This window comes from Methylibium petroleiphilum PM1 (assembly GCF_000015725.1).
GTDB lineage: Bacteria > Pseudomonadota > Gammaproteobacteria > Burkholderiales > Burkholderiaceae_C > Methylibium > Methylibium petroleiphilum.
Genome location: NC_008825.1, coordinates 695,454 through 710,314, shown reverse-complemented (window position 1 = coordinate 710,314; position 14,861 = coordinate 695,454). Strand labels below are relative to the sequence as shown.

At 71.6% G+C, this 14,861-nt stretch carries 11 protein-coding genes; 7 read left to right on the top strand and 4 right to left on the bottom strand.

What is annotated here, in order from left to right; genetic code table 11:
• Nucleotides 1–3 precede the first annotated feature (3 nt).
• Both MPE_RS03370 and MPE_RS03365 read right to left on the bottom strand, forming a co-directional pair.
• The gene (locus MPE_RS03370; RefSeq protein WP_011828271.1) at nt 4–1,005 is read right to left on the bottom strand and encodes a response regulator transcription factor; all 1,002 of its coding nucleotides are present in this window, start codon (nt 1,003–1,005) and stop codon (nt 4–6) included.
• Entirely contained in the window at nt 986–4,498 is a 3,513-nt protein-coding gene (locus tag MPE_RS03365) for a hybrid sensor histidine kinase/response regulator (protein ID WP_011828270.1), read from the bottom strand. The genes MPE_RS03370 and MPE_RS03365 overlap by 20 nt, the downstream gene beginning before the upstream one ends.
• Nucleotides 4,499–4,595: 97 nt before the next feature.
• On the opposite strand from MPE_RS03365, the gene MPE_RS03360 reads away from it, so the two are divergent.
• The 3 genes from MPE_RS03360 to ureC are packed head-to-tail and all read left to right on the top strand — an operon-like array spanning nt 4,596 to nt 6,946.
• The gene (locus MPE_RS03360) at nt 4,596–4,898 is read left to right on the top strand and encodes an urease subunit gamma (RefSeq protein ID WP_011828269.1); all 303 of its coding nucleotides are present in this window, start codon (nt 4,596–4,598) and stop codon (nt 4,896–4,898) included.
• A 10-nt stretch (nt 4,899–4,908) separates the two neighbouring features.
• Nucleotides 4,909–5,217, top strand: coding sequence for an urease subunit beta (locus tag MPE_RS03355; RefSeq protein ID WP_011828268.1), 309 nt, complete (start codon nt 4,909–4,911; stop codon nt 5,215–5,217).
• 1 nt (nt 5,218) lies between these two features.
• Nucleotides 5,219–6,946: an urease subunit alpha gene (gene ureC, locus MPE_RS03350; RefSeq protein ID WP_011828267.1), complete on the top strand. Its 1,728-nt coding sequence runs from the start codon at nt 5,219–5,221 to the stop codon at nt 6,944–6,946.
• On the opposite strand, the gene MPE_RS03345 is transcribed toward ureC, so the two are convergent.
• The gene (locus MPE_RS03345) at nt 6,931–8,949 is read right to left on the bottom strand and encodes an AsmA family protein (RefSeq protein WP_041929515.1); all 2,019 of its coding nucleotides are present in this window, start codon (nt 8,947–8,949) and stop codon (nt 6,931–6,933) included. The two genes, ureC and MPE_RS03345, sit on opposite strands and share 16 nt — an antisense overlap.
• A gap of 143 nt (nt 8,950–9,092) precedes the next feature.
• Here MPE_RS03345 and ureE point away from each other — a divergent pair, with 143 nt between their 5' ends.
• The 4 genes from ureE (at nt 9,093) to lysM (ending at nt 11,782) form a co-directional block, all read left to right on the top strand.
• Complete coding sequence (ureE, locus tag MPE_RS03340) at nt 9,093–9,746, top strand: urease accessory protein UreE (protein WP_011828265.1); 654 nt, start codon at nt 9,093–9,095, stop codon at nt 9,744–9,746.
• Nucleotides 9,747–9,749: 3 nt separating this feature from the next.
• Nucleotides 9,750–10,463: an urease accessory protein UreF gene (locus MPE_RS03335; RefSeq protein WP_011828264.1), complete on the top strand. Its 714-nt coding sequence runs from the start codon at nt 9,750–9,752 to the stop codon at nt 10,461–10,463.
• A gap of 52 nt (nt 10,464–10,515) precedes the next feature.
• On the top strand, nt 10,516–11,175 hold the full coding sequence (gene ureG / locus MPE_RS03330) for an urease accessory protein UreG (protein ID WP_011828263.1): 660 nt from the start codon (nt 10,516–10,518) through the stop codon (nt 11,173–11,175).
• 103 nt (nt 11,176–11,278) lie between these two features.
• On the top strand, nt 11,279–11,782 hold the full coding sequence (lysM, locus tag MPE_RS03325) for a peptidoglycan-binding protein LysM (RefSeq protein WP_036235720.1): 504 nt from the start codon (nt 11,279–11,281) through the stop codon (nt 11,780–11,782).
• A 19-nt stretch (nt 11,783–11,801) separates the two neighbouring features.
• On the opposite strand, the gene MPE_RS22630 is transcribed toward lysM, so the two are convergent.
• On the bottom strand, nt 11,802–14,822 hold the full coding sequence (locus MPE_RS22630) for a bifunctional diguanylate cyclase/phosphodiesterase (protein ID WP_011828261.1): 3,021 nt from the start codon (nt 14,820–14,822) through the stop codon (nt 11,802–11,804).
• Nucleotides 14,823–14,861: the final 39 nt, after the last annotated feature.

Here is a 14,861-nt window from a genome sequence, read left to right as displayed (position 1 = left end):
ACCTCAGGCAGCGCCGCGCTTGAGCTTGCCGAGCGCCATCGCCGCCGCGGAGGTGCGCGTCTCGACGCCGAGCTTGGCGAACACATGCTCCAGGTGCTTGTGCACGGTGCGCGGGCTGGTGCCGAGGATGTCGCCGATGTCGCGGTTGGTCTTGCCCTGGGCCACCCAGTGCAGCACCTCGGCCTCACGGCCGGTGAGCCGGAACGCGACCGCCAGGCCCTCGATGCTGGCGCGGTCGTTCGACTCGGTCAGCACCAGCAGCCACTCGTCCTCGCCGGTGGCCTCGTGCAGCGCGAAGCTCACGCGGCGGCCCTCGCGCGCCAGCACGATGGGGTAGCCGGTCTGCTCGGTGGCTGCCAGCACCGCCTGCGCCTGCATCCAGTCGAGCAGGGTCTCGCTGAGCACCGGGCCGCGGGTGCCGGCCTCGCGCGTGGCGTCCAGCGCCTGCAGCAGCTCGCGCGCCAGCGGCGTCTGCCACAGCACGCGGCCGTCGCCGGCGCGCACGGTGATGACGGCGTGGCCGAAGGCGTCGAGCGCGCTGCGCGCCTGCCGTGCCTGGCGCGCGCCGCGCACATGGGCGGCGATGCGCGCGATGACCTCGCGTGGGCGGATCGGCTTGGTCACGTAGTCCACGCCGCCGGCCTCGAACGCCGCCTCCACGTGCTCGGTCTCGGCCAGGCCGGTCATGAAGACGATGGGGATGTGCGCGGTGGCGGCGTCGCGCTTGAGCCGACGCGCGACCTCGAAGCCGTCCATGCCGGGCATCAGCGCGTCGAGCAGCACCACGTCGGGCCGCGCGTGGGCGGCGCGTTCCAGCGCGGCCTCGCCGCTGGTGGCGACCAGCACGGTGTAGCCGGATTCGTCGAGCGCATCGTGCAGCACCGAGACGTTGTCCGGCACGTCGTCGACGATCAGCACCACGTCGCTGTTCTCGCCGAGGCGCATGCGCTCCGGCCCGCGCGGCACGTTGGGGTCGGCGGGAGAGTCAGGCGGCCGCGGCAGCATCTTCGGGTTCCTCGTCTCGGGGATTCAGCAGCGCACGGATGGCGTCGAAGCGGAACTGCTGGGCCAGCTCGCGCACCGGGCCGGTCCAGGCCGCGGCGGCCGGGTCCTCGGCCTCGATCGCGCTCAGCTCGCCGAGCAGGCCGCGCAGGTAGCCCAGCCGCGCCAGTTCGTCGAGCGCGGCGCGGCGCGCAAACGCGGCGACCGGCAGCGGACCGGCCGGCGTGGCGAGCGCCGGCGGGCCGGAGGCCGTGGCGTGGCGCGGTGGCGCATCGATCCATTCGAGCGCCAGACGCTGGCCCAGCCACTGCAGCAGGTCGGTCACGCGCACCGGCTTCACGAAGAAGTCGGCCGGCGTGACGCCGACGTCGTTGTCGAGCCCGCGGTCGAAGGCATTGGCCGAGACGATGGCCACCGGCGCCTCGCACAGGCCTTCCTCGCGCAGCTGGCGGATCGTGGCCCAGCCGTCCAGCCCCGGCATGGCCAGGTCCATCAGGATGGCGTCGGGCGGCGGGCCGGCGCGCAGCAAGCGCAGGGCCGCCTCGCCGGAGGCCGCCTGGCGCACCGCGAAACCCAGCGGCTCCAGCACCGTGGCGAGCAGGCCGCGGTCGGCCTCCTCGTTGTCGACCACCAGCACGCTGCGGCGCGCGCCGGCATAGCCGATGCGGCGCGCCACGCGCACCGCGGGCGCCACCGTCGCCTCGCTGGCCTGCGGCAGGAACAGCCGGATCGCGAAGGCGGTGCCGCGGCCGGGCGTGCTGCGCACCGTCATCTCGCCGCCCATCAGGTCGGTCAGCATCTTCGCGATGGTGAGGCCGATGCCGGTGCCGTGCCCGCCGCCGGCCAGCGCGCCGCCGCGTTCGAAGGGTTCGAACACGCGCGCCAGCTCATCGGACGTCATGCCGGGGCCCGAGTCCTCGATCTCGAAGTGCGCGATCTCGCGCGCGTAGCGCATGCGGAATACCACCTCGCCCTGCGCGGTGAACTTCACCGCGTTGCCGAGCAGGTTGATGAGGATCTGGCGCAGCCGCTTCTCGTCGGCGCGCACCACGTCCGGGCCCTCGATCTCGTGGCGGAACACCAGGCCCTTGGCGCGCGCCTGCAGCTCGAACATGCGCGCGAGCTCCTGCACCGCCTCGCACAGCCGCAGCGGCCGCACCTCCAGCGCGAGCTTGCCGCTCTCGATGCGCGCCAGGTCCAGCGTGTCCTCGATCAGGCTGGCGAGGTGGTCCCCGCCGCGGCGGATCACGCGCACCGCCTGCGCGCGGTGCGGCGGCATCGCCTCGTCCTCCTCCAGCAGCTGCGCATAGCCGAGGATGCTGTTGAGCGGCGTGCGCAGCTCATGGCTGATGGCGGTGATGTAGCGGCTCTTGGCGCGGTTGGCCTGCTCGGCCTGGTGCATCGCGCGCTCGGCCTGCAGCTTGGCCTCCTGCAGCTGCGCGTCGGTGCGGCGGTGCGACTCGATCTCGGTGCGCAGCGCGGCGGTCTGGCGGTTGGACTCCTCCTGTGCGACCTCGCGGCTCTTGTGCGTGAGCACCAGCCACCAGGCCACGGTCCCGGCGATCAGCAGCAGCGCAGCGAAGGCCTTCACGAAGCCCAGCTTCAACGCACCGGCCACCGCCGGCGCGAGCGGCGCGCCGCTGGCGGCCAGCGTGCGCAGCTCCTGGTGGTAGAGCAGCGCGAACAGGCCGCCGAGCAGCGGCACCACGGTGAGCATCAACAGCAGGTAGTGGCCCAGACCGGTGTCGATGTAGGGCCACACGGCGCGCGGCAGCAGGCGCCGCAGCGCCGCCGACCACTGCGCGGCGAGCTTGGCCTCGGGCGGCTTGCACAGGTCGCCGCAGCGCGCGTCGAGCGTGCAGCACAGCGAGCAGATCGGCCCGCCGTAGGCCGGGCAGGAGGCGATGTCGTCGCGCTCGTACTCACGCTCGCAGATGCAGCAGCGGCTGAGGCGCGGGTAACGCCCATCGTCGCCGGCCGCCAGCGGCTCGGGCTGGCGGGCGATGTAGTAGCGGCCCTTCGTGGCCCAGGCGATCAGCGGCGCGGCGGCGAAGGCGGTGACCATCGCGATGGCCGCCGACCAGGCCTGCGCCATGGGTCCGTACAGGCCGATGTGCGCGGTGATCGACAGCAGCGAGGCGATGCCCATCGCACCCACGCCGACCGGGTTGACGTCGTAGAGGTGAGCGCGGCGGAACTCGATGCCGGGCGGGCTCAGGCCCAGTGGCTTGTTGACCACCAGGTCGGCCACCACGGCCATCATCCAGGCGATCGCGACGTTGCTGTACAGCCCGAGCACGCTGCCGATGGCCTGGAAGACATTGAGCTCCATCAGCATCAGCGCGATCGCGGTGTTGAACACCATCCACACCACGCGGCCCGGGTGGCTGTGGGTGAGGCGCGCGAAGAAGTTGCTCCAGGCCAGCGAGCCGGCGTAGGCGTTGGTGACGTTGATCTTGAGCTGCGAGATCACGACGAACAGCGCGGTCGCCGCGACCGCCAGGCCGTAGTGCGGGAACACGTGCTCGTAGGCCGCGAGGTACATCTGGTTGGGGTCGACCGCGCGGTCCAGCGGCACCATGTGGCTGATGGCCAGCCACGCCAGCAGCGTGCCGCCCAGCATCTTCAGCACGCCCGGCAGCACCCAGCCCGGCCCGCCGACCAGCACGCCCAGCCACCAGCGGCCGCGCTGGCCGGCGCGCTTCTCCGGCATGAAGCGCAGGTAGTCGGCCTGCTCGCCCATCTGCGTGATGAGCGCAATGCCCACCGTGGTGGCCGCGCCGAAGTGCAGCCACGAGAAGCCGGCCACGCCCTTCTCGCCGCCGTACGCGAGCAGGCCGTCGACGACGCCCGGGTTCTCGGCGAACACGTAGACATAGGGCGCGACCAGCATCGCCAGCCACAGCGGCTGGGTCCAGACCTGCAGCCGGCTGATCGCGGTGACGCCGTGGGTCACCAGCGGGATCACGACCACCGCGCAGATCAGGTAGCCCCAGGCCGGCGGGATATCGAAGGCCAGCTCCAGCGCATACGCCATCACCGCGGCCTCGAGCGCGAAGAAGATGAAGGTGAAGCTCGCGTAGATCAGCGAGGTGAGCGTGGAGCCGATATAGCCGAAACCGGCGCCGCGCGTCAGCAGGTCCATGTCGACGCCGTGACGCGCCGCGTAGACGCTGACCGGCAGCCCGGCCAGGAAGATCACCAGGCCGGTCACCAGGATCGCCAGCGCCGCGTTGACGAAGCCGTGCTGGACCAGCAGCGTGGCCCCCACCGCCTCCAGCACCAGGAAGGACGCGGCGCCGCCGATGGCGGTGTTGGCCACCCGCCAGGCCGACCACTTGCGGAAGGCGCGCGGCGTGAAGCGCAGCGCGTAGTCCTCCATGGTCTCGCGCGCGACCCAGCTGTTGTAGTCGCGGCGCAGCTTGATCACGCGCTGCACCGGCGCGGCGGGCGGCGTGTCGGAAGCAGGCGGCAGGGCGGCGGGGTGGGACGGCATGGGCAGCAGGGTTGTACCTCACCGATCAAGAACCGCACCAGCCGGCCCGGACGCCGGTGCACTAGCATGGCATCCATCCTGCTCACAGCGCCCCGCCATGGACCTGACGCCCCGCGAGAAAGACAAGCTGCTGATCTTCACCGCCGCGCTGCTGGCCGAACGGCGCCGGGCCCGGGGCCTGAAGCTCAACCACCCGGAGGCCGTGGCGCTGATCACCGCCGCGATCCTGGAAGGCGCCCGCGACGGGCAGAGCGTGGCCCAGCTGATGAGCGCGGGCCAGCAGGTGCTGACCCGGGCCGACGTGATGGACGGCGTGGCCGAGATGATCCCGGACATCCAGGTCGAGGCGACCTTCCCGGACGGCACCAAATTGGTGACCGTGCACCAACCCATTGCATGAGGCCGCTCACATGACGCCTGGAGAGCTGTTGCCGTCCGACGGACCGGACCATGTGCTGAACCCCGATCGCCGCACGCTGACGCTGGTGATCGAGAACGGTGGCGACCGGCCGATCCAGGTCGGCTCGCACTACCACTTCGCCGAGACCAACGGCGCGCTGCGCTTCGACCGCGCCGCGGCCCACGGCATGCGGCTCAACATCGCCTCGGGCACCGCAGTGCGCTTCGAGCCCGGCCAGCAGCGCACTGTCGAGCTGGTCGACTACGCCGGCGACCGCACGGTCTACGGCTTCCGCGGCCTCGTGCAAGGAAAGCTCTGACATGGCCACCATCGGACGCCGCGCCTACGCGGAGATGTACGGACCGACGGTGGGCGACCGCGTGCGGCTGGCCGACACCGAACTCGTTATCGAGGTCGAGGCCGACTACACGTTGCGCGCCGGCGGCTACGGAGAAGAAGTGAAGTTCGGTGGCGGCAAGGTCATCCGCGACGGCATGGGCCAGAGCCAGCGGCCCAACGGCCCCGGGCCGCACGACGCGGTGGACTGCGTGGTGACCAATGCGCTGATCCTCGACCACTGGGGCATCGTGAAGGCCGACATCGGCCTGCGCGGCCAGCGCATCGCCGCGATCGGCAAGGCCGGCAACCCGGACGTGCAGCCGGGCATCGACATCGTCATCGGCCCGGGCACCGAGGTGATCGCAGGCGAGGGCCTGATCGTGACCGCCGGCGGCATCGACTGCCACATCCACTTCATCTGCCCGCAGCAGATCGAGGAGGCGCTCTCCAGCGGCGTGACCACCATGCTCGGCGGCGGCACCGGGCCGGCCACCGGCACCTTCGCGACCACCTGCACGCCGGGGCCGGAGAACATCGCCAACATGCTGCGGGCGGCCGACGCCTTCCCGATGAACCTGGGCTTCTTCGGCAAGGGCAACGCGAGCCGCCCCGAGGCACTGCGCCAGCAGGTCGAGGCCGGTGTGATCGGCCTCAAGCTGCACGAGGACTGGGGCACGACGCCGGCCGCGATCGACTGCTGCCTGTCGGTGGCCGACGAGGGCGACGTGCAGGTGGCGATCCACAGCGACACGCTGAACGAGTCGGGCTTCGTCGAGGACACCATCGGCGCGACCAAGGGCCGCACGCTGTGCGCCTTCCACACCGAGGGCGCCGGCGGCGGCCACGCGCCCGACATCCTGCGCGTGGTGGGCGAAGCGAACTTCCTGCCGTCCTCCACCAACCCGACGATGCCCTACACCGTCAACACGCTCGACGAGCATGTCGACATGCTGATGGTCTGCCACCACCTCGACGCGGCGATCGCCGAGGACCTGGCCTTCGCCGAGAGCCGCATCCGCCGCGAGACCATCGCGGCCGAGGACATCCTGCACGACCTGGGCGCGATCAGCATGTTCAGCTCGGACTCGCAGGCCATGGGTCGCGTCGGCGAGGTGGTGCTGCGCTGCTGGCAGACCGCGCACAAGATGAAGGTCCAGCGCGGCAAGCTGCCGGGCGACCCGGAGCGCCACGACAACGGCCGCGCCAAACGCTACGTGGCCAAGTACACGATCAACCCGGCCATCGCACACGGCGTCAGCCACGAGGTCGGCAGCATCGAGGTCGGCAAGTGGGCCGACCTGGTGTTCTGGCGGCCGGCCTTCTTCGGCGTGAAGCCTTCGCTGGTGATGAAGGGCGGCTTCATCGCGTCGGCGCTGATGGGCGATGCCAACGCCAGCATCCCGACGCCGCAGCCGGTGCACTACCGGCCGATGTTCGGTGCCTTCGGTGGCGCGCTCACGCGCGGTTCGCTCAGCTTCGTGAGCCAGGCCGCGCTGGCCTCGGAGGTGGGCAGCGTGTACGGCCTGCGCAAGCCGCTCTCGGCGGTGAAGCAGTGCCGCACCGTCAAGAAGGGCGACATGGTGCACAACGCCTACCTGCCGCGCATGGAGGTCGACGCCCAGACCTACCAGGTGCGCGCCGACGGCCAGCTGCTGACCTGCGAGCCGGCCACCGCCCTGCCGATGACGCAGCGCTATTTCCTCTTCTGATCCGCGGGCCCCGGCGGGGCCCCGGGCGGCAGACCCTCCTGTGTGGCGCGCGCCATCAGGGCCCGGCAGTCGCGGTCCTCGCCGGGGCCGGTCTCGATCAGCGGGATGATCGCGGCGAGCGGGTTGATCAGTCCGAGCAGCAATGCGCCACCGCCGCGCGCCAGCAGTCGCGCCTTGTCGGGCGACACCTGCGGCTTCGCGAACGGGCCCTTCACGTCGAACGGCACGCGGGCGCTCAGCGGGCTCAGGTCCTTGGCCGTGGGCGTGACGCGCAGGTCGAGCTGCTCGTTCGTGAAGTCGGCCCGGCCGCGCGCCTCGATCACCGTGTCCACGGTGTCGAACACCGCGGCGCGCGTGCTCATCTGCCCGCGCTGGAAGCCGACGTCGACCAGCGCGCAGCGCACCTCGACCGAGCGGTCACCTCGCACCAGGAAGCTCAGTGCCTCGTAGGCGTCGAGGTCCAGCAACTCGAGCAGCAGGTTGCTGACCTGCCCGCGGCCCATCGCGAGCTGGGCCTCGCCATCGGCGCTGCCCAGCATCTGGGCGAACGACTGGCCCTGGCCGGCGAGCACGAGCCGACCGTTGATCGCGCCCAGCGCGCTCTTGGTGCTGCGCAGCTGCGGCAGCAGCGTGTCGAGCTGCAGGCGGCGCAGCTTCAGGTCGAGCTGCGCCGCCATCGGCTGCACGCGGCCGTCGATGTGCAGGTCGCCGTCGAGCCGCCCGCCGCCGAGCTGCAGCAGCAGCGGCGAGAGCGTCAGGCGACGATCGTCCATCTTCACGCGGAAGTCGAGCTTGCCGATCGGGAAGCTGCCGAGGTTGCGCACCTCCTGGCCGACGAAATGCACCTCGGCGTCGAGCGTGCCCCACTTGTCGGCGTCGAAGCGCTGCTGGGGCAGCACGCGGCGCGGGCCGTCGGACGACGGCGCCGACGCAGCGGACGCGGCGGCCGCGGCGGCCGGTGTCTTCTTCGCGCTCGTGGCCGGCACGGCCCTTCTTGCGGCCGGGCGTGCCTTGCCGATCACCGGGCCGAAATCGGCCAGGTCGAGCGAGCTCGACACCAGCTCGCCGCTGAACAGCGAGCGCGGCGCACGGCGCTCGAAGGCGACACGGCCGCCGAGGTCGCTGCGGCCGACAACCGCCTTGAAGTCCTCGTAGGTCCAGCGTGTGCCATCGAAGCGCAGCCGTCCCTCGGTCTTGTAGGGAGGCGTGTCGGGCAGGCCGACTCCGGCAATGCGGTGCCATTCGCCGAGCGAGCTGCCGGCGAGCTCGATCCGCAGGTCGGCGCGCTGCGGCTCGCGCGGCCGCACGATGCTGCCGTTCGCGGCGATCGCGGTGCCGCCGATGCGCCCGTCGAGCTCGAAGGCATAGGGCTGGTCCTCGTTGCGCAGCTGCAGCACCTCGTCGCCTTCCGCGCGGCCCTTCACCGGCAGGTCGTTCCAGCGGCCACTGGCCTCCGCCTGCAGGCGCGGGCGACCCCCGTCGACGCGGGTCTGCACCGCGAAGCGCACCTCGGCGCGCCGCGCGGTTTCGGCATAGGTGACGACGCCGCGGTCCAGCGCCACGCTGCCAAGGAACAGGGTGCGCTTCCCGTCGTTCTGCGCGCGCTCCAGCCGCCAGGTGCGGCGGCCGTCCGGCGCGCGCTCCAGCCACAGGTCGGGCTGCTCGGCGCGCACGTGCGGCAGCACGATGCGCCCGCGCAGCAGCGGCCACAGTGCCACCTCAAGCTCGACGCGGCGCGCTTGCAGGAAATCGGCGCGCCCGGCCCAGGCCGGGTTGCCGATCCGCAGGCCCTCCGCGGTGAGCCGTCCATGGCGACCGAAGCGCCACCACAGGTCGCCGTCGATCACCAGCGTGCGGCCGGTGGCCGCCTGCACCCGCTCACCGATCCAGCCCCGCAGCGGGTTGAGCTTCCAGGGCACGATCCACGCGACCGCGAGCGCGATCGCCAGCGCGAGCAAGACGATCGCCAGACGGCGCAGCAGGGACGGGAAACGGGTCGGCATCGGATCTCGGCGGCGCGCGGCGCGGAGGGGCGGGCGCGAACTGCGAGCGTGACGCGGCCGGGCCGTCGCCGCCATCGGCCGGCGGCGGGTCGGCCTGTAGGCCGTGGCCTACGGTGGCGCGCAGCCAGGGGCATACTCGCGCCATGCTGACCCTCAACAAACTGCTCGCGCGCGGCGCGGGCCTCGCACCCGCGCTGCTGAAGCGCGCCGCGACGGTGGAACTCGACTGGGACGTGCGCCAGAAGAGCCGCTTCGATGCCACCGACTCGCAGGGCCGCGCGCTCGGCGTGTTCCTGCCGCGCGGCAGCGTGGTGCGCGGCGGCGACGTGCTGGTGGCCGAGGACGGTTCGCTGGTCCGCGTGATCGCCGCGCCCCAGTCGGTGCTGGTGGTGAGGCATTGCAGCGAACACGGCTCGGCCTTCGACCTGCTGCGCGCCGCCTACCACCTCGGCAACCGCCATGTGCCGCTGGAGCTGCAGCCCGACCGCCTGCAGCTCGAGCCCGACCATGTGCTGGCCGACATGTTGCGCGCCATGCACCTGATCGTCAGCGAGGCGCAGGCGCCGTTCGAGCCCGAGAGCGGCGCCTACGGCGAGGCGGCCGCGCACGGGCATGGCCACGCCGGGCACGATCACGCGCACGACCACGACCACGGACCCGCGCAGGCCAGCACCCCGGCGCCGACGCCGCGTGGCCGGCCGGTCGGCGTGGCCATCAAGGCCGCCGCACCGGCACCACACGTGCACGGCCCCGGCTGCGGGCACGACCACGATCACGGCTCCGGCCATCACCACTGAGCGATGCCGCGCGTGCGCCGTCCGGCCGCGCCGACCGGCGCCGCCACACTGTTGGCCCTGATGTGGCTGGCTTCGCCGGCCCTGCCGGTGGGCGGCTTCAGCTATTCCGAGGGCCTGGAGCCGGCGGTCGAGGCCGGCCTGGTGAGCGACGAGGCCACGGCACAGGCCTGGCTGCTCGATCAGCTGCTGCTGGGCCTCGGGCGTGGCGAGCTGGCGGTGGTGGCCCAGGCCGTGGCGGCCTGGCGGCGCGGCGACGCGACGCGGGTGCGGGAACTCAACGACTGGCTGTTGTCCACCCGCGAGAGCGCCGAGCTGCGGCTGCAGACCGAGCAGATGGGCCGCTCGCTCGGTGCCTGGCTGCAGCAGCGGCCCGGCACCGACGCTGCAGCCCTGGCGCGCCTGCTCGCGCTGCCGCCCGCGCCCAGCTATCCGGTGGCGTTCGCGCTGGCCGCGGCCGGCACGCCCGCGAGCCTGCGCGAGGTGGCGCTGGCCTACGCCTTCGGTTGGGCCGAGAACATGGTGCAGGCGGCGATCAAGGCGGTGCCATTGGGCCAGAGCGCCGGCCAGCGCATGCTCGGTGCGCTGGTCGAGGCCATCCCCGCGACCGTGGACGCGGCGCTCGTGCTGCGTGACGGCGAACGCATGGCCTTCACGCCAATGCTCGCGGTGCTGTCGGCCCGCCACGAGACACAGTACTCGCGGCTGTTCCGCTCCTGAGCGAGCGGGGCCACGGCGTGGCCGGTGGCGCGCTTCGTGCATCATCACCGCCATGAGCGCATTGCATTCGATCCCCCACCGCAGCAAGAAGCTGCCCCCCCTGCGCGTGGGCGTCGGCGGCCCCGTCGGCTCCGGCAAGACCACGCTGGTGGAGATGCTCTGCAAGAGCATGCGCGAGCGCTGGGACCTGGTGGTCGTGACCAACGACATCTACACCAAGGAAGACCAGCGCCTGCTCACGGTGTCGGGCGCGCTGGAGCCCGAACGCATCATGGGTGTGGAGACCGGCGGCTGCCCGCACACGGCGATCCGCGAGGATGCGTCGATCAATCTCGAGGCGGTGGACCGCATGCTGGCGAAGTTCCCGAACGCCGACATCGTGTTCATCGAGTCCGGCGGCGACAACCTCGCGGCCACCTTCAGCCCCGAGCTCAGCGACCTGACGATCTACGTGATCGATGTCGCCGCCGGCGAGAAGATCCCGCGCAAGGGCGGCCCCGGCATCACCAAGAGCGACCTGTTCGTCATCAACAAGACCGATCTTGCGCCGCACGTCGGCGCCGACCTGGCCGTCATGGAGGCCGACACGCAGCGCATGCGGCCGGCCCATGCGAGTTCGCGGCCCTACGTGATGACCAACCTGAAGACCCGCGCTGGCCTGGCCGAGGTGGTGAGCTTCATCGAGCGTCGCGGACTGCTGCACGCGGCCTGAGCCCCCTGCCCCGCGGGGGTAGGCGGTCTTTCATCGGCGCCGGGTCGCGGTGGGTTTAGAGTCGGCACTCCCCCTTCTCTATCCACCACGAAAGGACAACGCCATGGGCCTGATGAGTTTCATCAAGGAAGCCGGAGAAAAGCTGTTCGGCAAGGGCGAGGCCAAGGCAGCGCAGGAGGCCGCAAAGCAGGCCCCCAGTCCCGAGAACCTGGAGCGGCTGAACAAGGCTGCCGGCGACGCCATCGTGAGCTACATCCAGGCGCAGGGCCTGAAGGTCGACGGCCTGGCTGTCGGCTTCGACGGTGCCAGCGCGACGGTCACGGTCTCGGGCGAGGCCCCCGACCAGGCCACCAAGGAGAAAGTGCTGCTGTGCTGCGGCAACGTCGAGAACGTGGTGGCGGTGAACGACCGGCTCACGGTGGCGACGCCCACGCCCGAGGCGCAGTACTACACCGTGGTGAAGGGCGACAACCTGTCGAAGATCTCGAAGCAGTTCTACGGCACGCCGAACAAGTACCCGGTGATCTTCGAGGCCAACAAGCCGATGCTGACGCACCCGGACAAGATCTACCCGGGCCAGGTGCTGCGCATCCCGCCGCAGCCCTGAATCCGGCGCGCGCCCGGCGTCACCGCGCGAGCGTCGCGGCCCGGTCCTGCAGCCACGCCGCCGTCACGGCGGCGCCGGCGGGCCGGGCGAACAGGTAGCCCTGGAAAGCCGGACACTCCATCGCGGCCAGGATCGCGGCCTGGGCCTCGGTCTCGACGCCCTCGGCCACGACGTGCAGCCGCAGGCTGCGGGCCATGGCGAGGATCGCGCGGACGAGTTCGCGGTCATCGGCATCGGCCTCGAGGTCGCGCACGAAGGTGTGGTCGATCTTCAGCGTGTCGACCGGAAAGCGCTTGAGGTGGCCGAGGCTGGAATAGCCGGTGCCGAAGTCGTCGATCGCGATCCGCACCCCCAGGCCCTTGAGGCGGCGCAGCATCTCCAGCGTGGCCTCGGGGTCCTGCATCAGCGTGGACTCGGTGATCTCGAACTCGAGACGGCTGCCGTCGACGCCGGTGGCGTGCAGCACGTCGGCCACGGTGTCGACGAAATCTGCCTGCGCCAGCTGCACCGGCGAGACGTTGACCGCGACCGAGATGCCGCCGAGCGCGGTGCCCGACCACGCCCGCAGCTGCTCGCAGGCCTGGCGCAGGACCCAGTGGCCCATCGGCACGATCAGGCCGCTCTCCTCGGCCACCGGGATGAAGACGGCCGGGCTCTGCAGGCCCTGGCCCGCACGATCCCAGCGCAACAGGGCCTCGACGGCGACCGCATCGCGCGTGCGGCCATGGACCACCGGCTGGTAGTGCACGATGAACTGGCCCGCCGCGAGCGCGCGGCGCATGTCCGCCTCGAGCTGCAGCCGCGCCGAGGCGGCATCGTCGACCGCCTTCGAGAAGAAGTGATAGCGGTTGCGGCCTTCGCGCTTGGACCGGTACATGGCCGCATCCGCACGCTTCATCAGTGTGTCGGGGTCTTCGCCATCGCCCGGGAACAGCGCGATGCCGAGGCTTGCGCCGACGTTGACCTCGGTGCCACCCAGCACGCACGGCTGGGCCACCTGCCGCAGGATCTTCTTGGCGACCTCGGCCACGCCATCGACCTCGACGTCGTCGAGGTCGGACAGCAGCACCACGAATTCGTCGCCGCCGAGACGGCAGATGGTGTCGCTGGCGCGCAGCGCGCCGGTGAGCCGCTGTGCCACCGCCTTCAGCAGCTCGTCGCCGACCGCATGGCCCAGCGAATCGTTGACGTGCTTGAAGTGGTCCAGGTCCATGAAGATCACCGCGAAACGCCGGCCATGCCGGCGTCCGGACTGGCAGGCCTGGTGCACGCGGTCCTGGAACAGCACGCGGTTGGGCAGGCCGGTGAGGCCGTCGTGATGGGCCAGGTAGGACATCTTCTGCGCCAGGCCGCGGGCCTCGGTCACGTCCTGGAACACCATCACCGCGCCGAGCACCCGTCCATCACGCCCCGCGATCGGTGCGGCCGAGATCTGCACGCCGTAGTCGCGGCCGGAGCGGTGCCGCAGCGCCGCGCTTTCCCGCACGCCATAGACCTCGCGGTCCTGCAGGCACTGCTCGACCGGGCTCGGCAGCGGCGCGCCGCTCTCCTGGTCGAACAGCTGGACGACCTGCGCGAACGGCAGGCCCCGGGCCTGCGCGAGCAGGCAACCGACCATCTGCTCTGCCACCGGATTGAGATAGGTGATGCGCCCCGCTTCGTCGGTGCTGATCACGCCGTCGCCGATCGAGTGCAGCGTGACCTCGATGCGCTCCTTCTCGGCCGCCAGCTCGAGCGCCAGACGCTTCTGCTCGGTCACGTCCTTCAGAACGGCGAGCGTGCGCAAAGGCTGCCCGTGCGCGTCGGTCTCCCAGATGGCGGAGATCTGCACGTCGAGCACCTCGCCGGACCTGGTCACCATCTGGTAGTCCATGTCGCGCAGTTCGCCTTCGCGCATGAAGCGTGGAATGATCGACCGCTCCGCGCGCTCGCGAGACTCGGCGGTCAGGAACTCGGTGGAACGGCGCCCGAGGACCTCGGAGCGCTCGTAGCCCAGGCGGGCCAGCCAGGCGTCGTTGACCGCGACCAGCCGGCGCTCGACGTCGACCGAGTGCATCATCACCGGCGTGCGTTCGTACAGCGTGCGGAACTGCGCCTCGCGGTCCTCGATCTCGTGGACATGCTGGCGGTTGCGCTCCATCGCAGCGGCCAGCAGCAGCGGCGGCACCAGCGTCAGCACCACCGGCAGGTAGAAGGCCACCGTCTCCAGCCAGCCCTCGCCCGGCCCGGGTTGGAACAGGCCGAGCGCGATGACGATGCCGACCGACAGCGAGGCGAGCAGGCCGCCGGTGGCTGCGCCGGCGAAGCCCCCGACGGCCGCCACCAGCATCAGCGCGACGGACACGTAGACGTAGCGGAAATGCGAGAACACCGAGGCCGAGGCCGCGGTCGCGACCGCGACCAGCACCACCGCGGCCACCGCGGGCCGGGCCAGCGCCGCCCACACCGCCCGACCGCCACGCGCCAGCAGCAGCAGGCCCAGCGGCAGCACCGACACGCCACCGATGACCGTGCCGACGAACCAGGCCGACCACAGCGAGCCCACGGGCGCGTCGAACTGCATCGACAGCACCGCCGCTCCCATCGTGGCGCCGACGAGACTCGGCACGACGGCCCCCAGCACCAGCGCCCACAGCAGCGCTCCGACCTGTTGGACACAGCGCGCGGGCGGTCCGGCCAGACGCAGCAGTGCAGCCGCGAGCGAGGCCTCCAGCAGATTGGGCAGCAGGAAAGACAGGCTCAGACCGGGCGCGTGCCCGCTGAACAGGTTGGCGGCGACATTGGCCACGGCCATCGCCAGCAGGTGCAGCGGCCATTCGGCGCGCCGGCGCGACAGCAGCACGACCGCGACCACCGCATTGGCATACCAGAGCGTGGCGACGCTGCCCGGCTGACGGGACAGGTGGATCGCGCCGTAGGCGAACACGAAGTGCAGGACGGCGAGCAGCGCGAGCGAGGCCGCCAGCGACCGCTCGGGCCGCTCGGGCTGCGCGCGCGGGGTCGGTGGAAAACCGCCGCTGGCCATCGGGTCGTTCGTCATCCTGCTCGGGGCCACCGCCCGGTCTCCGTCCATGCTGCG